Consider the following 18,525-nt stretch of genomic DNA (forward strand, 5'->3'; position numbering starts at 1 on the left):
CGACGGATGAGCGAGGAACTGGCACAGGATCCCTCCAGCCTGGTGTTCCTTCCGCTGGCGGAGGCGTTGTTGGCGCGCGGGGAACTAGCGAATGCCGCGCGCGTGGCGCGCCGCGGGGCCGACCGGCACCCGCAGCGCCCCGATGCGCACGACGTGTTGGCGCGCGTCGCACTGCAGCAGGGCGATCCGGCCGCGGCGGAGCGGGCCTGGCGGTCGGCGCTGCGGTTGGCGCCGCAGTTCGGGCCGGCGCACCGCGGGCTCGGATTCCTCTGCTACGAGCAGGAGCGCTGGTACGAAGCGGAGGAACACCTGGCCGCCGCTCGCGTCGCCACGCCGGGCGACCCCGCCATCGAGCGCGCCTGGGAGGCACTCCAGGTGGCGTGGACGGAAGCCACCTCGGCGCCGGATCCCGGGCCGCCGCCGGCGCGCGCCTCACAACCGTCGGCGCCGGTGCCGGTCCCACCGCCGGAGCCGGAGCCCCGCGACCCCTACGCTCCCTCCCCACGACGCTCGCTCGAGGCGGCCGCCCAACTCTTCGTGGACAGCCTTGACGGCACCCCCCAGGTCGCACTGCTGCTCGATGCCGACGGGCTCGTGAACGCCGGCCACTATGTGACCCGCAGTGGGGAGGACCTCGGATCGGTCATCGGCGCGCACCTCTCCGGGGTGAGCGACGAAGCCACGCGCGCGATGCGGCATTTCGGATTGGGGCGGTGGACCCGCATTCTGCTCGAAAGCGAGGCAGCCACCGTGGTCATGGCGCCGACCGGCGACGGCGTCACGCTGGTGGCTGCGCCGCGCGACCTCCCGCTCGGCTTCGTGCGGCGTACGCTCGAACAGTGTGCCACGGTTGCGCGCCGTTGGCTGGAGGGCGCGTGAGCGGCTACGCGCCGATGATTGCCACCCTCACGCGCCACCGCGGCGTGACGGCCTGCCTGCTCGTCATGGAGGGCGATGGCATCCTCGTGGATGGCACCGCGCAGATCGGCGTCGACACGTCGGCCTTCGCCGCGCTCACGGCGTCGCTGTATCGCAAGGCGGCCAAGGCGGTGGAGGCGGCAGGCTTTGGGTCCGTCGGCTTCTGCGAGCTCGAGGCCGAGCAGGGTCGCGTGCTCGCTGCGGGGCACAACGGCTTGGTCTTGGTGGTCGTCGCGCAGAGCCGAGTGAACGTCGGACTGCTGCGCGTGGACCTGCTGAAGGCGGCGGGCACGCTGTGATTCGGCATTCGATTTCCACAGGCTGGGGCGATGCCCCGCTCAAGCGCTTCGTCGACGACGCGCGTCTGCAGCTGGCCGTGCTGATGCACACCAGCGGCCAGGTGCTCGCGCAGGTGGGTTTCCAGAAACGCCTCGACGTGCAGACGGCCTGTGCGCTCTCCGCCGCCATCAACGCCTCCGCCGTTCACCTCGGCGGAATGGTCGACGGATCGCCGTTCCGCGGGCTGCACTACGCCGGTGTCGAGCGTCAGATTTACCTCGGGCAGGTACCGGCCCGGGGCAGCACGCTGCTGGTGCTCGCCGTGTTCGACAGCGAGAGCTCGCTGGGCATCGTGCAACTGTACCTCAAGGAGTTCCTGGCCAGCGTCGCGGCAACCGCGCCCGCGCAGGAAGATGCCAAGCCGGCGCTGGCCGAGGACTTCGAGCGGGACTTGAATCGCAACCTTGCCCAGTTGTTCGGGAAGGCCTGACCCATGACCGTCTGCGACCGCGGGGACCTGCTGTGAGTTTGGTCAACTACGCCACGCGTGAGATCACGTGCAAGATCGTCTACTACGGGCCGGGCCGGTCCGGGAAGACGACGAACCTGCACTACATCCACGGGCAGGTGCCGAACGACCGCAAGGGCCAGATGGTGTCGCTGGCGACGCAGACGGACCGCACGCTGTTCTTCGACTTCCTGCCGATCGACCTCGGGACCATTTCCGGATTTACGACGCGTTTCCAGCTCTACACGGTGCCCGGTCAGGTCTACTACCAGACCACGCGCAAGCTGGTGCTGCAAGGCGCCGACGGCGTGGTGTTCGTGGCCGACTCGCAGGCGCGGCAGCTGGCCGAGAACATCGAGAGCTTCCAGGACCTGCACGCGAACCTCGCGGAGCAGGGCGTGGACCTGCGCACGATGCCGATGGTGATCCAGTACAACAAGCGCGACCTGCCCGAGGAGTTGATCATGGGCATCCCCGAGTTGGAGGATGCGATCAACTTCCGCGGCGTGCCGTCGTTCGGGGCCGATGCGTTGCACGGCCCGGGCGTGTTCGAGACGTTGCGCGGCATCTCCGAGCAGGTCCTGCGGAAGCTCAGCGGGCGCGAGGAGGGCTGATGCGTCTCGATCCGCGCTACACGTTCGAGCGGTTGGTGGTCGGGGCGGGGAACCGCCTCGCCGCGGCCGCCGTGCGTGCGGTGGCGGAGGCGCCGGGCACCACGTACAACCCGCTGTTCATCTACGGCGGCTCGGGGCTTGGCAAGACGCACCTCATCACCGCAGCGGCGCACCTGCTGCGCCAGTTGCAGCCGGGCGCGGAGATCCTCGCGCTCACGATGGACGAGTTCTCGGAGCAGTTCCACGCGGCCGTCGGTGCGGGCGAGACCTCGGCCTTCGGGCACCGGCTGGGGAACGTGGACCTGCTGCTGCTCGATGACCTGCAGTTCCTCACCGGGCGCCGCGAGATGCAGGCCGAGCTGCTGCGCCTGTTCACGGTGATGCAGGACGCCGATCGCCAGATCCTCTGCGCCAGCGATCGTCCGCCGTCGGACATCACGGATGTCGACGAGCGCCTGATCTCTCGGCTGTCGGGCGGACTGGTCGTGGACGTCGGCCTGCCCGAGTACGAGGCGCGGGTGGCGATCCTGCGCTCGGCGGTCGTCGAGCGGCAGCTGAGCGTGCCCGATGTGGCGATCGAGGCGCTGGCCAAGCGCGGCGTCGCCAGCGTGCGCGAACTGCACGGCCTGCTCAACCAGTGGGTCGCCCAGGAGACGATGGGCGGGCGACCCCGGCGTCCGACGCTGACGCCGCGTCCGGGCTCCATCGACGCGCTGCGCCCCACCGGCGAGTTCCTGAGTTTCCTCACGGATGTCGCGGCGGTGGTGCAGGAGCAAGTCGAGTCCTGGCAGGTGCGGCTGCGCGAGGTGGTCGCGTACTGGAAGGGCGAGGGCTATCGCACGGCGGTGCTCGAGCGCGCACTCGCCCTGCCGAAGGAGCCGGACGTTGCGGGCCTGATCAAGACTTACGTGGCGGCGGTGGAGCACCTGCGTGCGCTGGAAGCCGAGGCCACCGAGGTCGACCGCGCGCTGGGCGGACACGAAGTCTTCCGCGATCCGGAGCGATTGGCGGAGGCGGAGGAGCTGGTGGAGAAGGCACTGGCCGGCGACATGCCGCCCAGCGGCCCGAACCCGGCCCTCGTGCGCGACGCCTTTGACGCGGGTGCGTCGAACCAACTCGCGCTGCACGCGGCGGACGGCGTCATCGAGTCGCCGGCCACGCGCTATAACCCGCTGCTGCTCACGGGGCCCAGCGGTGTGGGCAAGACCCATCTCGTGCACGGCATCGCGAATGCGCTGCAGCAGCTGCACGGCACGAACGTGGCCTGCGTGCACGCACAGGCCCTGGTAGACGAGTTGATCGCGGCCATCCAGCAGGGCAGCGTGGAGCGCTGGCGCGCTCGCTACCGGAATGTCGGCGCGCTCTGCGTCGATGACGTGCAGTTCCTTGCCGGCAAGGAGCGCACGCAGGACGAGTTCTTCTTCGTCTTCAACGCGTTGATTGAGGACGGCAAGCAGATCGTCCTCTCCAGCGACCGGCCGCCGGCGGAGATTGCGGACCTCGCCGCGCGGCTGCGCTCGCGCTTCGAAGGCGGACTCATCGCGCCGATCGAGGCGCCGGACCGGCCGCTGCGCGACAAGCTGGGCACGCGGTTCCTCGCGGCGCTGGGGCGCCCCGCCTCGCCGGAGTTGCTCGATGCCATCTGCGCGCCGGAACTGCGCAGTGTGCGCGAGTTGATCGGCATCGTGAACCGGCTGCACGCGGCCGCCGAGTCGGCGGGTGTGGCCCTCGACGCGGAGTTCGCACGCCGCGAGCTCGGCCTCGCCGCCGCCGATGTCGCCGCGGCGGCGCCCGCGGGCGCGGCGGCACAGGCCGACGACCGCACCTTCCTCGACCGCGAGAAGGCCGTGTGGGAGTGGGCCGACCTCGCCGGCCGCGTCGTCGAGGAGCTGCGCTAAGTGGCCATCAAGGGCTCCCTCAAGGAAGCGTCCCTGCCGGACGTGCTGCAGCTGCTCTCGATGGGAAAGAAGAGCGGCTGCCTGTCGGTGACACACCGCAGCAACTTCGGTTCGATCTACTTCGACAAGGGGCGCATCTCCTACGCGTCCATCGTGAACCGCCGCGACCGGCTGGGCGACATCCTCGTGAAGAGCGCTGTCCTCTCGCAGGAGAAGCTGGACGAGGCCATCGAGTTGCAGGGGAAGGCGCGCGGCAAGCGACTGGGCGAGATCCTCGTGGACGCGGGCATGCTCACGCGCGATCAGCTCAACGCGCAGATGCGCGTGCAGATCGAGGAGGCGGTCTACTTCCTTTTCACCTGGGCGGAAGGGACCTTCAACTTCGAGTCCGATATCGCGCCCGAGGAGCAGGACTTCCTCGTCGCCATCAATCCCGAGTCGCTGCTGCTCGAGGGCGCGCGCCGGGTGGACGAGTGGAGCCTGATCGAGAAGAAGATCCCCTCCTTCGACATCGTGTTCGAGTTGGACCGTCGCAAGCTGGCCGAGAGCGCGCCGCAGCTCACGCAGGAACAGCAGGCGCTGCTGCCCTTGATTGACGGCCGCCGCGATGTGGCCGCGCTGGTGGACGAGTCCGGACAGGTGGAGTTCGAGGTGGGCAAGGCGCTGTTCGGCTTGGCGACGGCGGGCTACCTGCACCGCGTCGGTCGCTCGAAGGCGCCCGAGGATGTTGCCGCCGATGTGCGCGTCGAGGAGCACCGCAATCTTGGCATCGCCTTCTTCCGCGCCGGCATGCTGGACGAGGCCGTGCGCGAGTTCCGCCGGGTCACGGAGCTTCGGCCCGACGATGTGGGGGCGCGCTTCCAGTTGGGATTGGCACACCTGCGACTGGGCAAGTGGCACGAGGCGCTGACGCACCTCGAGGTCGCCTCACGCCAGCGGATGGCGCGGCCGGCCGTCTGGGTGAACATGGCCATCGCGCTGGAACGGCTGGGCCGCGATGCGGAAGCGCAGTCGGCGTTGCTCGGCGCGCTGGACCGTGGCGGACAGGACGAGCCGCGCGTGCACCTCTCACTGGGTACGCTGGCACTGCGCAGCGGGGACTTCGCGGCCGCCGAGGCGCACTTCCAGCGGGCGCGTCCCCTGTATGGCAGTGGCGGGCCGTCGGCCGTGTGGTTCCACGATGCCGCCCTGGCCTCGGCGCTTGCCGGCGAGTTGGAACGCACTGTGGCCCTGTTGGAAGAGGGCACGGCGGCGCACCCGCGTGCGGCCGTGCTGCACAACAACCTGGCCGTCGCGCTGGAGTCGCTGGGGCGTGCCGACGCGGCGGAGCGGGCGCTGCAGCGCGGATTGCAGGAAGATCCGGGACTCGCGCAGTTGCATCGCAACCTTGGTGACCTCCGGCTCGCGGCGGGTGACGGGCCGGCGGCGCTCGAGGCGTACCAACTGGCCGTGCGCCACCAGGAATCCCTGGGGCCGGAGGTGTGGTCGCGCATCGGTGTGCTGCGCGAGCGGCAGGGCGACAAGGAAGGCGCGCTGGCGGCCTTTGACCACGCGCTGGCGCTGGACCCCTCGCATGCGGAGGCCCGCGCGCGCCAGACGGCCCTGCGGCCTGGGTGATGACGGGCCCTGACGACGAGCTGGCAGCCTTTCGTGCGCTGCTCGGCGAGATCGAGCGCAGCGCCGGTCTGGCCTGCACCAACTACAAGGATGGCTGCCTGCGGCGCCGCATTGCGGTGCGGATGCGCGCGTCGGGCTCGGCAGACTTCACGGCCTACACCGCGTTGCTGCGCCGCGAGCCGGCCGAGTTGGAGCGCTTGGTGGCGACGCTCACGATCAATGTCACGCGGCTCTACCGCGACGCCCCGGTGTGGGACCTGCTGGCGGAGCGCGTGCTGCCGGCGATGTGGGCGATGGAGCGCGCCGCGCTGACGGTGTGGAGCGCCGGCTGCGCCAGCGGCGAGGAGGCCTACACGCTGGCAGCCCTGCTACATCGGCACGCGGAGCGCGTGGGCGCGGCGGATCGCCTCCGCGGGGCGGCGGTCATCGGCACCGACATCGACGCGGACTCGCTGCGCGCTGCCGCGGCAGGGCGCTTCGTGCCGGAGGCGTTGGTCGAGGTTCCCGTGGCGTTGCGCAACCGATACTTCGGCGCGGAGCCGCCGCACGCGGCGACGGCGGAGCTGCGGTCCTTGGTACGCTTCGAGCGTCGCGACCTGCTGCTCGAGACGCCGCCGGCGCGCGCGATGCAGTTGATCACCTGCCGCAACGTGCTGATCTACGTGGAGCGGCAGGCACAGGAGCCCGTGCTGCAGCGCTTCCACGACGCCTTGGTGCCCGGGGGCTTCCTGGTCCTTGGCAAGGTCGAGACCATGCTCGGCCCCGCACGCGCGTTGTTCGAGGTGGTGGATCAGCGGCAGCGCATCTTCAGAAAGCGGGCGGCCGCGTGAGCGACCAACACGTCCGCATCGCGCAGCTGGCGGTGGCCAAGGGGACGGGGCGACTGATCGCGGTCGGCCTGGGGTCCTGCGTGGCGGTGATTCTCTACGATCGTGCGCGGCGCGTGGGCGGGCTCGCGCACGTGCTCCTGCCCGCGGGTGCGGCGCGCGATGAGTCTTCACCTGCGCGCGTCGCCCCGTTGGCGGTCCCGGCGCTGATCGCGCGCATGCAGGGCTTGGGCGCCCGTGCGCCGTTCGAGGCGCGCCTCGTGGGTGGGGCGGCGCTTTTCGGAACCATGCTCGTGGGAGCCGACGGGTCGATGGGTGACCGCAACGTGGCCGCCGTTCGCGCGGCGTTGTCCGTGGCCGGCGTTTCGGTGCAGGCCAGCGATGTCGGCGGAAGCAGCGGGCGAAGCGTCACCCTCGACGTGGCCAGCGGAAGCGTGATGGTGCGCGGTGTGCGAGGAGGCGAGCGTGTCCTCTGACCCGCTGCGCGTCCTGGTGGTGGACGACGTGGCCTTGGAGCGCGTGGCCGTACGCGGCTTGGTGGAGGGCTTCAAGGGATTTGCCGTCGTCGGCGAGGCCGTCGATGGCCTTGATGCCGCGCGCCTGGTGCACGAGCTGGCGCCAGACCTCGTGACGCTCGATGTGGAGATGCCTGGCGTGGATGGCCTGCAGGCACTGGGCTACATCATGAGCGAGGCGCCGCGTCCGGTGGTGATGCTCAGTGGTGCGACGACGCGTGGCGGGGAGGACCTCACGATCCGGGCGTTGGAGCTTGGCGCGGTGGACTTCGTGCGCAAGCCGCGCCCGGAGGACGCGCACGGCTGGCGCGACGTGGGCCCGCGCCTCGAGGATGCGCTGCGTGCGGCCGTGGGTGCGAACCTCGGCCTGCCGATGCTGGCCCGCGAGGTCTCGCGGCCCGTGCGGCCGCGCCGCGCGCCGCAGCCAGCGGATCGCGTGGTCGCGATTGCCGCCTCGACCGGGGGCCCCCGAGCGCTTGCCGAGGTCGTGCCGGCACTGCGCGACGACTGTGGCGCCGCAGTGCTCGTGGTGCAGCACATGCCGCGCGGGTTCACGGCCGGCTTGGCGCGGCGGCTGCACGCGCGGTCCTCGCTGGACGTGCGCGAGGCGCAGGATGGCGAGCCGTTGTTGGCAGGTCACGCCTACGTCGCGCCCGGCGGCCGGCATCTACGTCTCGTGACGGACGATGCCGTGATTCGCCTGGCCCTCAGCGACGGTCCACCGATGCACGGCGTCTGTCCGGCTGCAGATCCGACCTTCGAGGCCGCGGCGAAGGCATTCGGTGCGCGCTGCGTGGGCGTGGTGCTCACGGGGATGGGGCGTGACGCGGCGGCCGGGCTTGCCGCGATTGCGCGACGCGGAGGCGTCGCCGTGGTGCAGGACGCCGCGACGAGCGTGGTGCACGGGATGCCGGCGCAGGCGCGCGCGGCCGTTCCGCACGCGACGGAACTGCCCTTGGATGCCATTGCCGCGCGGGTGAACGACGCCCTCGTGGGGCTGGGTCCGACTACCTTACGTACTGGATGAGCCGCACGGGCGTGCGGCGACAGGGAGGATGGGCTGGTGGCTGACGAGACGTTGGCGGCATACAAGGCGAAGTACGCGGCAATCGACGCGCGGCTCGAGTCAGGAGTCGCGAGCGGCGATCGCGCGGCCGTGAAGGCCGAGATCATCGGCCTCTTCAAGGCCGTCGAGGCGCAGGTCGCCGACCTCAGCCAGCTCAAGGACGACATCAAGCAGTTGGTGGAGAAGTGGAAGGCGCAGGAGGGCACCGAGGCCCCGCAGGCACCGCAGTTCCAGGGCGAGAAGCCCGTCGTGCACAGCGATCACATCGGCGCGTCCACCTTCATTGAAAAGGGCTGGAGCCGGCTCTCGCTCGGTGACTACGAGGGCGCCGAGACCGCGCTGACCAAGGCCATCGAGCTCTCCCCCGGCGATCCGCAGAGCGAGGCACTGCTCGGCTGGGCGCAGATGCTGCAGGAGAAGTACGACGACGCGCTGATGAACTTCCAGAAGGTGCTGATGCGTGAGCCCGCCAACGCGCTGGCCCGCATCAACGTCGGCTACATCTGCCTGAAGAAGCGCATCTTCGGCGAGGCCATCGAACACCTGTCGAAGGCCATCCGCCTCGACAACGACCGCAAGGCGACGCTTTACGCGCACTTCTATTTGGGCCTCGTGTACCTCGAGCGCGAGATGTACGAGGATGCGCAGACGTTCTTCCAGAAGACGCTGGGCCTGGGCCCGAACCTGATCGAGGCCTACTACGAGTTGGGTCGCGCGCAGTGGTTCAACGACGAGCGCGCCGAGGCGCTGGCGACGTGGCAGAAGGGGTTCGCAGCCAACAAGTTCAATCCCTGGGGCAAGAAGTGCGCGGAGACGCTCAAGCTGGTCGAGGGCGGGGGAGAGTTGTCGCGCGCCTGATTGCGGCAGTCGCCGTTGCCGGCGTGCTGGCGCTCGCCAGCCCGGGCCGCGCGCAGGTTGCCATCGCGCAGGTTGCCATCGCGCAGGTTGCCATCGCGCAGGTTGCCATCGCGCAGGATGCCGCCCGGGGCGATGCGATCCCGCCCGGCGCGCTGACAATCGCCGAAGGCCGCTACACCGTGGCCTACTACTCCGACGAGGCGCGCCTCGCGCGCTCGCTGCTGCAGGAGGCGCTGGCGCGCGACTCGTTTCCGGGGTTGCCGCGCCCGACAGCGTCGGTGCTGCTGTTGCTCGCGCCGGACGCCGAGCGCTTCCGCGTGTGGGTGGGCGCCAGCGCCCCCGAGTGGGGCGATGCCATCGCGTTTCCGGTTGAGCAACGCATCGTGATGTATGGGCGCGACGCGGCGGCACGCAGCGGCGACCCGCGGATCACGCTGCGACACGAACTCGCACACCTGGCCCTGCACGAGGTGCTCGGTGCGGCGGTGCCACGTTGGTTCGACGAGGGTTACGCGTCCTACGCGGCCGGCGAATGGGGGCGCGACGAGGTGATTGCCACCAGCGTCGGGCTCGTCTGGCGCGGCCTGCCGACCTTGGCGGGACTCGATTCGGGATTTTACGGGGGGTCGGAGGTGGCGCAGCGCTCATACGCGCTCGCGCACCGGGCTGTGGCCGAGCTGGCCGGCCTCGCCCCAGATCGCGGCCTCGCGCTCCTCTTCAATCACTGGCGGCGAGAAGGGACCTTCGAGCGCGCGCTGCGGCGTGCGCACGGCATGTCCTCAGCAGACTTCGAACGCCATTGGCGGTTGCGCATCCGGCGACAGTACGGGGCGCTAGCCTTGGCGGCGGACCTCACGGTGCTCTCCGCGTTCCTGTTGCTACTACTTGGGCCCATGTGGTGGCAGCGGCGCACTCGCCAGCGGCTACGGCTGGAGCGTATGCGACAGGCGGACGCGGCGCAGGAAGCGCGAGAGCGGGCAAGTGCCCTTGCGGCGCTGCTCGGCGAGGATGTCACGGAATCGCCCGGTGACGACCGCATTAAGGGTTCGTGAAGGCGCCCCGATTTGGTTGACGACAACTATAGGGTGTCCTAGACTTCCCGACCTATGTCCGAACACGTGAGCTCGACGGGCGGTCTGTGGTCGCGTCCTGCGCTGTGGTGGGGGCTATCTGCAGCGGCCTTGGCCCTGGGGTACGCCGACCTGTGGCGGGGGGGCATTACCGTGGCCCCGATTCTGCTGGTGGTTGGCTACTGCATCCTGATTCCAGTCGCCATCCTGAAGTGACGCGCGTTCGGCGCGTCGGGAACCGAAGCGCCGGGCGAATAGCTCAGTTGGTTAGAGCACCTGCCTTACACGCAGGGTGTCGGGGGTTCGAGTCCCTCTTCGCCCACTGTAGTTGATGGATCCCCGGAACCCTTTCGGGAGCCCGCGGGATAGCACATTCAACGCCTTCTGAGGAGTTGGCAGTGACCGTACGTGCCCGTTCCCTGGCCGCCGCCGCGGCGATCGTTGCCCTGGCCGGCGCCGTTCCAGCCGATGCACAGCCGGTGCGGCGTCCGCCGCGCCCCGATACGCCCTTCCTCACCGTCCAGGTCTTCCGGTCGGCGGACAAGCAGGCCGGTCCCGCCGCGTCGGACGCCCTGCGCGAGCGCCTGATCCAGGTCTTCCCGGGCCCCGTGCTCTGGGTGATCGAGAAGGAGCGCATGGTGGAGCTGTTGCAACAGTCGGGCTACCCGACGAATGAGCAGCTGGCCCGCACGGACGAGAACTCGCTGGCCAAGTTCATGCGCGCCGACGAGTACGTGCGCGGCAACGTGACCCGCCAGCCGGACGGCGAGTACCGCATCGATGCCCAACTGGTGCTCACGCGCGATGCCTCGCTGACGCAGCCGTTGCCGGCCGTCACCGGCCGCTCGCCGGAGCGGGCCGCCGTGGCCCTGGTTCGCCCGCTGCAGGATGCGCGGCGGCAGCTGGACAACGAGAAGAAGTGCCGAGAACACGCGATCAACGGCCGCTTTGACGATGCCGTGGCCGAGGCGGACAAGGCGATTTCGGATTATTCAAACGCCACCCTGGTCCGCTACTGCAAGATCAACGTGCTGGTGCAGAAGAAGGCCTCGAGTGCCGAGCTGATCCAGGCGGCGGACGAGATCCTGGCGATCGATCCGAACAACCGCGTCGCCCTGGCCATCGGCGCCGACGCCCAAAAGGAAGCGGGCAACGTGGAGAAGGCGAACGAGCTGCTCGTGCGCCTGCTTTCCAATGACCCGACGAATGCGAAGCTGGCCGAGGACGTGGTCAATGCGTTGGCGTCCAGCCGCCAGTATGACGTGGCCAAGCAGATTGTGACGCAGGCGGTGAAGGACAATCCGGGCGACGTGTCGCTGGTGCGCCTGCAGTTCCTCATCCTGGCGACGGCTGGCGACTACAAGCCGGCCATCGCGACGGGCGAGGAGATGATCCAGCTGGACACGGCGCTCGCCGACGTGCAGTTCTGGACCCGCCTCACGGCGCTCTACACCGCCGATAGCCAGCCGGCGAAGGCTGCCGATGCGGCGCGTCGCGGTACCAACAAGTACACGGAGAACGCCGAGCTTTGGCAGCTGTATGCGCAGGCGCTGCGGCAGTCTGGCGATCTGCCCGGTTCGATCAACGCGGCCAAGCGGGCCCTCGAGATCAATCCGTATATCCCCTCGGCGTGGCTGCAGATCACGCAGGGTTATATGCAGCTGCAGCAGCCCGACAGCGCCTTGGTGGCCCTGCGGCACGCCACTGCTGCGGGAGACAATGCCGACCTGATTGCCAGCGTCGCGTCCAGCATCGGCAACCAGATGCGTGTTCGTGCGGACTCAGTGCGCTTGGACATCCGCCCGGATTCCACGAAGGACATCCCGGAGTTCCAGCGCGCCATCGCCGTGCTGCAGTTCGCCGATTCGGTGGCCATGTTGACGGACGAGGTGGGACCCTCGGAGGCGCGTCGTCCGCGCGTGCAGGCGTCTGGTGAAACGCGAGCCCGCGTCAAGTTCATCCTGGGTGCCGCCGGGGCGCAGCTGGCGCTGGCGGCTGGGACCAAGGCCGGCAAGGACAGGAGCTGTGAGTTGACCGCCATCGCTGACGAGGGACTGTTGACGGCGCAGATCAACTTGCCGGCGGGCGGCCAGTTCGATCCGCAAGCGGCGGGTTCGCTGCTGCAGTCGATTCCGGCAGTGCAGAACTTCCTGGAGCAGTTGAAGCAGGCCTACTGCAAGTAGCCTCGCCTCGCGCGAGACCCGATGCCCGCCGTCGTCTTTGACGACGGCGGGCATCGTCGTTTCGCCGCCGCGCGTTCATCTTTCAAGCGTGCAACCGTCCAACGCTTCCCTCGGCGCCTATGATAGCGCCTGGCACGCCCCGGTCTTGGTCACCGAGGTGTGCGAGATGCTTGGGCCCTGCATACGCGTGCTCGACGGCACGCTGGGCGGTGGCGGACACACGCAGGCCTTGCTCGAGCGCGGGCACACGGTGACCGGCCTTGACCGCGATGCGTCGGCGCTCGCGGAGGCCAGGGCGCGGCTGGCGACCTGGGAGCGGCCGGGGACCTTCGAGGCGGTGCAGGGAAACCACGACGCGATCGACGACGTGCCCGAACTCCGCGATCGCAGTTGGGACGGCATCCTGCTCGACCTCGGCGTGTCGTCGCGGCAGCTGGACGACGATGCGCGCGGGTTCTCGTTCCGGCCGGGCGTCGCGCTCGATATGCGGATGGACAGCAACGCGGGACAGACGGCCGCCGAGTGGCTGAATGAGAGCGAGGAAACGACGCTTGCCGCCACGTTTCGCGAGGCGGGCGACGAACCCAAGGCCCGCCGCCTGGCCCGTGAGATCGTGCATCGACGCGAACGCTCGGCGTTCGCGATCAGCGACGACTTGGTGGGCGCCATCCGCGCGACCCTGGGGCCACGGAGCGGACCGAGTGACTTCGCGCGCCTGTTCCAGGCCGTGCGGATCGCCGTGAACGACGAGCTTGGCGGCCTCGCACGCGGATTGATGAGCTTGCGTGACCGGCTCAGCCCCGGCGGGCGCCTCGCGGTGATCGCCTACCACTCCGGCGAGGACCGGACGGTGAAGCACCTGTTTCGCGACTGGAGCACCGCCTGCAGCTGTCCGCCAAAGCAGCCGATGTGCACCTGCGGCGGCGTGGCCCAGGGCGAGACGCTGACGCGGAAGCCGATCCTGGCGCGTGAGGAGGAGCAGGCGGCCAATCCGCGCGCACGCAGTGCGCACCTGCGGGTCTGGCAGAAGGCCGGGGCGGGGACATAGCGATGCGCGGCCGGACCCTGATTCTGCTGGCCCTGCTCGGTTTCTTTGTGGTCGCCACAGGCGTCATACTGAGGCGGAGCAAAGGCATCGCCCAGAGCCTCGAAATCCGCGCCCTCGAAGACCGCCGGACCACGCTGGAAGCACAGGAAGCCGCCCTTGAGGCGGAGATCCGCGATGCGTCCAGCCGGGCCCGGCTCGCCCCCATCGTCGAACAGCAACTCGGTATGCGCATCCCGCCCGAGAGTCTCGTCATCATCATTCCGCGGCCCGACGGCCGGGATACGCCGCGCCCGTGATCCGCATCAGCCGTGTGGGGGGGGTGCACGGCGCTTTCGTAGCCTTCGCCGTGGCGCTGCTGCTGCGCGCAGGTTACGTGCAGCTCGGCGAGACCGAGCGCTGGCGAGCCAAGGCGCGTGGGCAACAGGTGACGAGTGCGGAGCTGCCGGCACCGCGCGGGTCGCTGCTCGATGCCTCGGGCCAGGTCTTGGTCGAGAGCCGCGCAATGCTGCGCTTGGCCGTCGCCCCGAGCGAGGTGCGCGACCGTGGGGCGCTGGCCACGGCACTGCGCCGCGCCGGCGTGCGCGACGAGTTCGTGCGCCGCGCCACGGACCCCGCGCGCAAGTGGGTGGAGTTGCCCGATCTCTACCTCGCCTCCGCGGCCGCAGACGCGTTGGCAATGCGCGGGGTGCACGCCACGCCGGCACTTGAGCGCGTCGCGCCGCCCACGGACGGGCTGCGACGCCTGCTGGGGACCACCGACCGTGAGGGAGAGCCTGCCGGTGGGCTGGAGCAATCGCTCGACAGCCTGTTGCGCGGACATTCCGGGCGGCGCGCCTTGGTGCGCGACGGGCGTGGCCAGCGCTTGGTCTCACCCGAGGAAACGACTGTCGCGCCGACGGCTGGGCACAGCGTGGTGCTCACCCTGCATGCGGGACTGCAGGACATCGCCGAGCGCGCGCTGGCGGACGCCGTGGCTCGGATGGGAGCGAGCGGCGGCGACATCGTCGTGCTCGATCCCCACACCGGCGCCATCCGCGCACTGGCCAGCCGCCGCGCGAACGCCGCCGCGAACGGCGCCACGGCGTTGACGGAACCCTACGAGCCTGGCTCGACCCTGAAGCCGTTCATTGCGGCGGCGCTGCTGGAACGCGGGCGCGTGGCGCTTACCGACTCGGTGCCCACGTACAATGGCGAGTTCCGACTCAACGGCCGCACGATCCGCGACATCCACCGGGCGCGGGCGATGAGCTTCGGTGAGGTGATCCGCCAATCGTCGAACATCGGCATCGTGCAGTTCGCCGAACGCCTGACGCCGCAGGAGGAGTACGAGGCGCTGCGCGATGCGGGCTTCGGGATGTCCACTGGCCTGCCGTATCCGTCGGAGTCGTCGGGGCGGCTGTATCCGGTGGGGCAGTGGTCGCGGCAGTCGGCGGCGTCGCTGGCGATGGGCTATGAGATCTCTGTCACCCCGTTGCAGCTGGCCGCGGCTTACGCGGCCATCGCCAACGGCGGCGAACTGTTGGAGCCGCGGCTGCTCGAGGAGGTTCGGGACGCCTCCGGCCGCACGACCTGGCGCGCCGAGCGGCGCGTGGTGCGGCGGTTGATGAGCGAACGCACCGCCAGCACGATGCGCGAGCTGCTGCGCGAGGTCGTGACGGAAGGCACCGCAACCTCGGCGGACCTGGCGACGTTCGAAGTGGCGGGCAAGTCGGGCACGGCGCGACGCACGACCAGTGACGGCCGTGGCTACGCCGCCGGGTCCTACACGGCGAGCTTCGTGGGATTGTTCCCGGCCGAGGCGCCGCAGTACGTGATCTTGGTGAAGCTCGATAATCCGAGTGGTGCGTACTACGGCGGGCGTACCGCCGCGCCGATCACCAAGGTTGTGTTGGAGGCCGCGATCGCCGCGCGCGACGCCGCGCTCGACCGACAGGCACTCGCGCAGTCGCCCAAGCGTGCCGCGCCGTCGGCGGTCGTGGCCGCGGACAGCGTCCGCAGCGAAGCGGTGGCCGAGGCGGCATCGGAGCGCGAGGCGCCGGCCTATGTGTTCGAGCTGACGGCCCCGGTCGAGGCACCGGCGGTGTTGGCGCGCTCGGAGCGGACGGTGCCAGATGTGCGCGGCCTGCCCACGCGCGAGGCTGTGCGCACGCTGCACCGCGCAGGCTTCCGGGTGCAACTCGTGCGGGGATCCTCCGCGCAGCAGCCGGCGGCTGGTACGCGCGCGCGGGCAGGGGCCGTGGTGCGCCTGGGCGACTCGCAGTGACGACGAGCGTACGTACCGAGGTGCTTCGCGCGGCGCTTGAGCGGGCAGGGCAGTTGGTCGAAGTGCGCGATTCGTTGCCCGAGTCCATTGCCGATCTCACGGATGACAGTCGGCGCGTGGGCACTGGTACCTGCTTCGTGGCGGTGCGTGGCAGCCTGCGCGACGGACACGCCTTCCTCGGAGATGCCGCCGGCGCGGGGGCGAGCTGTGCCATCATCGCGGAGGATGGCGCAACGGCGCTGCCGGCGCTGGTGGTTCGCGACACGCGGGCGGCGGCGGCCGTGGCGGCCGCTGCGTTCTACGGCCAGCCGGCGGAGCAACTGCAACTCGTGGCCGTGACCGGCACGAACGGCAAGACCACGACGGTCGGGCTGTTGCGGCATCTGCTCGACTCACCGGAGGCGCCGGCCGCAAGTCTCGGCACGCTGGGCGTGCTGCTCGGCGACGGCACGCCGTTCCCGGGCGGGAGTGGGTTGACCACGCCGGGACCGATCGAGTTACACCGCCTGCTGCGCGCGTTGGTCGAGGCGGGTGTGCGCCGCGTGGCGATGGAGGTGTCCTCGCACGCGCTGGACCAGCAGCGGGTCGGTGGCCTGCGCTTCGATGCCGCCGTGTTCACGAACCTGACGCGTGACCATCTCGACTACCACGGGACGATGGACGCGTATCTGGCGGCCAAGGCGCGGCTGATTGGCTTGCTCTCCGCGGACGGAACCGCAGTGGTGAACGCGGACGACGACGCGTGGCGCGCGTTGCCGAAGGCGCCGCGCGTGCTGCGCTTCGGTGTTGGGCTGAGTCTGGTGGCGGACTCCGGCAGCGGCGGCCGCAGCAAGAACGCAGGCGTCGACGTGCGGGCCACCGAGATCCGCTACACGCCACGGGGAAGCGCGTGGCTGCTGGGCGTCGGCGGCACGACGCGACCCGTCGTGCTGCCGCTGATCGGCGACTTTAACGTGTCCAACGCACTGGCCGCTGCAGCCGCCGCCACGGCGCTTGGCCTGTCGCCCGAGCAAGTGGCGGCGCGCCTCGCGACGACGCCGCAGGTACCGGGCCGACTCGAACTGCTCGCCGAGCAGCCGACCGTGCTGCGCGATTATGCGCACACACCGGATGCACTGGCGCGAGCGCTGGCAGCGCTGCGTCCCTTCGCGCCAGGCCGACTGATCGTGCTCTTCGGCTGCGGTGGCGACCGCGACCGCGGCAAGAGGCCGCTGATGGCGGAGGCGGCGCGCGCAGGTGCCGACCATCTCGTGGTGACGAGCGACAACCCGCGCACCGAGGATCCCGAGCGCATCCTCGACGAGATCGTGGCGGCGTTGCCGGCCGGTAGCTACGATCGGATCGAGGATCGGCGCGCCGCCATCGCCCACGCCATCGCGCTGGCGGATCCCGCGCGCGATGTCGTGCTGCTGGCCGGGAAGGGACACGAGACTTACCAGATCCGCGGCACGACCTCGCACCCGTTTGACGAGGCGCAGATTGTTCGCGAACTCCTGGCAAGAACCACCGCATGAGCTTCTGGACGCTGGATCGCGTGGCTAAGGCGCTGGGCCTGCGCGGCTACGACTCGCGCGCCATCGCCGGCATCTCCACGGACACACGCAGCATCAAGGCGGGCGAGGCCTTCGTCGCGCTCATCGGCGAGCGCTTCGACGCGCACGACCATCTGCAGGACGCGGTGGCCAATGGAGCCGCGGTACTCGTGGTCTCCGACGCGCGGCGTGCGCCGACGTCAGGCGTGCCCGTGCTCGAGGTGCCAGACACCTTGGTCGCGCTGGGGCAGCTCGCCCGGTACCGCCGCGATGCCTGGGCGAAGCCCGTCATCGCCATCGGTGGCTCGAACGGGAAGACCAGCACCAAGGAACTGCTGAAGGCCGCGCTGGGCAGTCGCTACGAGGTGCACGCGACCACCGGCAACCTGAACAACCGCATCGGCGTGCCGCTCACGCTGCTGGCGCTTCCCGATGGCGCGGACCTCGCGATCGTCGAAGCGGGGACGAACGAACCGGGCGAAATCGAGGCGCTGCGCGAGATCATCCGGCCTGATGTCGCGCTGGTCACCACGGTGCAGGAGGAACATCTCGAGGGCTTCGGTGACCTGGCCGGCGTGCTCGAGGAGGAGCTTGCCCTCACCGTAGACGTGCCGATTGCTGTGGTGCCGGCGGCCGAACCAGATGTGGTCAGCGCGGCTCGTACGCGCGCCGCGCGTGTGATCACCGCGGGACTGACCAGCGCCGATCGCACGCCGCAGGAGTTTGGCTTAAAGCCCAACGGCCGCGGCTGGCTCGACTGGGGCGGGGCGCGCGTACACATTCCGCTGCCGGGCGCGCACAACCTGCGCAACGCCGCCCTTGTACTCGCCGTGAGCGACGAGTTCGGTGTGGCGCCAGCCGACGCCGCACTCGGCATCTCGCGGATGCCGCAGCCGCCGATGCGCTCGGCCGTCGAATCGCTCGGCGAGGCCCTGCTCGTTAACGACTGCTACAACAGCAATCCCGGCTCGGCGCGCGCTGCGATCGAGCTGTTGCGCGATGTCGCCGAGGGGCGTCCCCAGGTAGCGGTGCTTGGCACGATGCGGGAGCTGGGCGCGGCGAGCGAGCGGGCCCACCGGGAGGTCGCCGAGGCGGCGTTGGCTAGTGGCGCCGAGACCGTCGTGGGGATTGGGGCCTTCGGCGCTGCGCTGCGCGCCCTCGCTCCCGATGACCCGCGTGTGCTCATCGCCGAGGATGTGGATGACTTGTGGCCGAATCTCGCGCCGCGACTGGCGCGCAATGCGGCCATCCTGCTGAAGGCTTCGCGCGGCGTTCGGCTCGAACGACTGCTTCCGCTGTTGACCACCTGGGCGACGACCTAAGGACCGA

The 18,525-nt window shown here is 70.1% G+C and carries 18 protein-coding genes and 1 tRNA gene; all 19 read left to right on the forward strand.

Annotated elements, in window-relative coordinates:
• Positions 1-6: 6 nt before the first annotated feature.
• Positions 7-879: a tetratricopeptide repeat protein gene (locus KF709_13500; protein MBX3175425.1), complete on the forward strand. Its 873-nt coding sequence runs from the start codon at positions 7-9 to the stop codon at positions 877-879.
• Complete coding sequence (locus KF709_13505; protein ID MBX3175426.1) at positions 876-1,217, forward strand: roadblock/LC7 domain-containing protein; 342 nt, start codon at positions 876-878, stop codon at positions 1,215-1,217. Before KF709_13500 ends, KF709_13505 begins: the two co-directional genes overlap by 4 nt.
• On the forward strand, positions 1,214-1,687 hold the full coding sequence (locus tag KF709_13510; GenBank protein MBX3175427.1) for a hypothetical protein: 474 nt from the start codon (positions 1,214-1,216) through the stop codon (positions 1,685-1,687). Before KF709_13505 ends, KF709_13510 begins: the two co-directional genes overlap by 4 nt.
• Before the next feature lie 32 nt (positions 1,688-1,719).
• The gene (locus KF709_13515; protein MBX3175428.1) at positions 1,720-2,319 is read left to right on the forward strand and encodes a GTPase domain-containing protein; all 600 of its coding nucleotides are present in this window, start codon (positions 1,720-1,722) and stop codon (positions 2,317-2,319) included.
• Entirely contained in the window at positions 2,319-4,217 is a 1,899-nt protein-coding gene (locus KF709_13520; protein ID MBX3175429.1) for an ATP-binding protein, read from the forward strand. Before KF709_13515 ends, KF709_13520 begins: the two co-directional genes overlap by 1 nt.
• Complete coding sequence (locus KF709_13525; protein ID MBX3175430.1) at positions 4,218-5,834, forward strand: tetratricopeptide repeat protein; 1,617 nt, start codon at positions 4,218-4,220, stop codon at positions 5,832-5,834.
• Positions 5,834-6,664: a protein-glutamate O-methyltransferase CheR gene (locus KF709_13530; protein ID MBX3175431.1), complete on the forward strand. Its 831-nt coding sequence runs from the start codon at positions 5,834-5,836 to the stop codon at positions 6,662-6,664. Before KF709_13525 ends, KF709_13530 begins: the two co-directional genes overlap by 1 nt.
• Positions 6,661-7,137, forward strand: coding sequence for a hypothetical protein (locus KF709_13535; GenBank protein ID MBX3175432.1), 477 nt, complete (start codon positions 6,661-6,663; stop codon positions 7,135-7,137). Before KF709_13530 ends, KF709_13535 begins: the two co-directional genes overlap by 4 nt.
• Positions 7,127-8,203, forward strand: coding sequence for a chemotaxis-specific protein-glutamate methyltransferase CheB (gene cheB, locus KF709_13540; protein ID MBX3175433.1), 1,077 nt, complete (start codon positions 7,127-7,129; stop codon positions 8,201-8,203). The genes KF709_13535 and cheB overlap by 11 nt, the downstream gene beginning before the upstream one ends.
• Positions 8,204-8,239: 36 nt before the next feature.
• Positions 8,240-9,100, forward strand: a complete 861-nt coding sequence (locus tag KF709_13545; protein MBX3175434.1) for a tetratricopeptide repeat protein — start codon at positions 8,240-8,242, stop codon at positions 9,098-9,100.
• A 23-nt stretch (positions 9,101-9,123) separates the two neighbouring features.
• A complete protein-coding gene (locus tag KF709_13550; protein MBX3175435.1) occupies positions 9,124-10,152 on the forward strand; it encodes a hypothetical protein in 1,029 nt (342 codons plus the stop codon).
• A gap of 54 nt (positions 10,153-10,206) precedes the next feature.
• Complete coding sequence (locus KF709_13555) at positions 10,207-10,386, forward strand: hypothetical protein (GenBank protein MBX3175436.1); 180 nt, start codon at positions 10,207-10,209, stop codon at positions 10,384-10,386.
• 32 nt (positions 10,387-10,418) lie between these two features.
• Positions 10,419-10,492: transfer RNA gene (locus tag KF709_13560), tRNA-Val, on the forward strand.
• A gap of 76 nt (positions 10,493-10,568) precedes the next feature.
• Positions 10,569-12,353 carry a tetratricopeptide repeat protein gene (locus KF709_13565; protein ID MBX3175437.1) on the forward strand — a complete coding sequence of 595 codons (1,785 nt, stop codon included), beginning with the start codon at positions 10,569-10,571 and terminating at the stop codon, positions 12,351-12,353.
• Positions 12,354-12,441: 88 nt separating this feature from the next.
• Positions 12,442-13,401 carry a 16S rRNA (cytosine(1402)-N(4))-methyltransferase RsmH gene (rsmH, locus tag KF709_13570; protein ID MBX3175438.1) on the forward strand — a complete coding sequence of 320 codons (960 nt, stop codon included), beginning with the start codon at positions 12,442-12,444 and terminating at the stop codon, positions 13,399-13,401.
• 2 nt (positions 13,402-13,403) lie between these two features.
• A complete protein-coding gene (locus KF709_13575) occupies positions 13,404-13,697 on the forward strand; it encodes a hypothetical protein (protein MBX3175439.1) in 294 nt (97 codons plus the stop codon).
• A complete protein-coding gene (locus KF709_13580; protein MBX3175440.1) occupies positions 13,694-15,664 on the forward strand; it encodes a hypothetical protein in 1,971 nt (656 codons plus the stop codon). Before KF709_13575 ends, KF709_13580 begins: the two co-directional genes overlap by 4 nt.
• Positions 15,661-17,178 carry a UDP-N-acetylmuramoyl-L-alanyl-D-glutamate--2,6-diaminopimelate ligase gene (locus tag KF709_13585; protein ID MBX3175441.1) on the forward strand — a complete coding sequence of 506 codons (1,518 nt, stop codon included), beginning with the start codon at positions 15,661-15,663 and terminating at the stop codon, positions 17,176-17,178. Before KF709_13580 ends, KF709_13585 begins: the two co-directional genes overlap by 4 nt.
• The gene (locus tag KF709_13590) at positions 17,175-18,518 is read left to right on the forward strand and encodes a UDP-N-acetylmuramoyl-tripeptide--D-alanyl-D-alanine ligase (protein ID MBX3175442.1); all 1,344 of its coding nucleotides are present in this window, start codon (positions 17,175-17,177) and stop codon (positions 18,516-18,518) included. Before KF709_13585 ends, KF709_13590 begins: the two co-directional genes overlap by 4 nt.
• Positions 18,519-18,525: the final 7 nt, after the last annotated feature.

The sequence above is a fragment of the Gemmatimonadaceae bacterium genome, assembly GCA_019637445.1.
Classification (GTDB): domain Bacteria; phylum Gemmatimonadota; class Gemmatimonadetes; order Gemmatimonadales; family Gemmatimonadaceae; genus Pseudogemmatithrix.

Coding starts and splice junctions, on each gene's coding strand:
- KF709_13500 (MBX3175425.1), top strand. CDS start 7: ATGAGCGAGGAACTGGCACAGGATCCCTCCAGCCTGGTGTTCCTTCCG.
- KF709_13520 (MBX3175429.1), top strand. CDS start 2,319: ATGCGTCTCGATCCGCGCTACACGTTCGAGCGGTTGGTGGTCGGGGCG.
- KF709_13530 (MBX3175431.1), top strand. CDS start 5,834: ATGACGGGCCCTGACGACGAGCTGGCAGCCTTTCGTGCGCTGCTCGGC.
- KF709_13555 (MBX3175436.1), top strand. CDS start 10,207: ATGTCCGAACACGTGAGCTCGACGGGCGGTCTGTGGTCGCGTCCTGCG.
- KF709_13575 (MBX3175439.1), top strand. CDS start 13,404: ATGCGCGGCCGGACCCTGATTCTGCTGGCCCTGCTCGGTTTCTTTGTG.
- KF709_13590 (MBX3175442.1), top strand. CDS start 17,175: ATGAGCTTCTGGACGCTGGATCGCGTGGCTAAGGCGCTGGGCCTGCGC.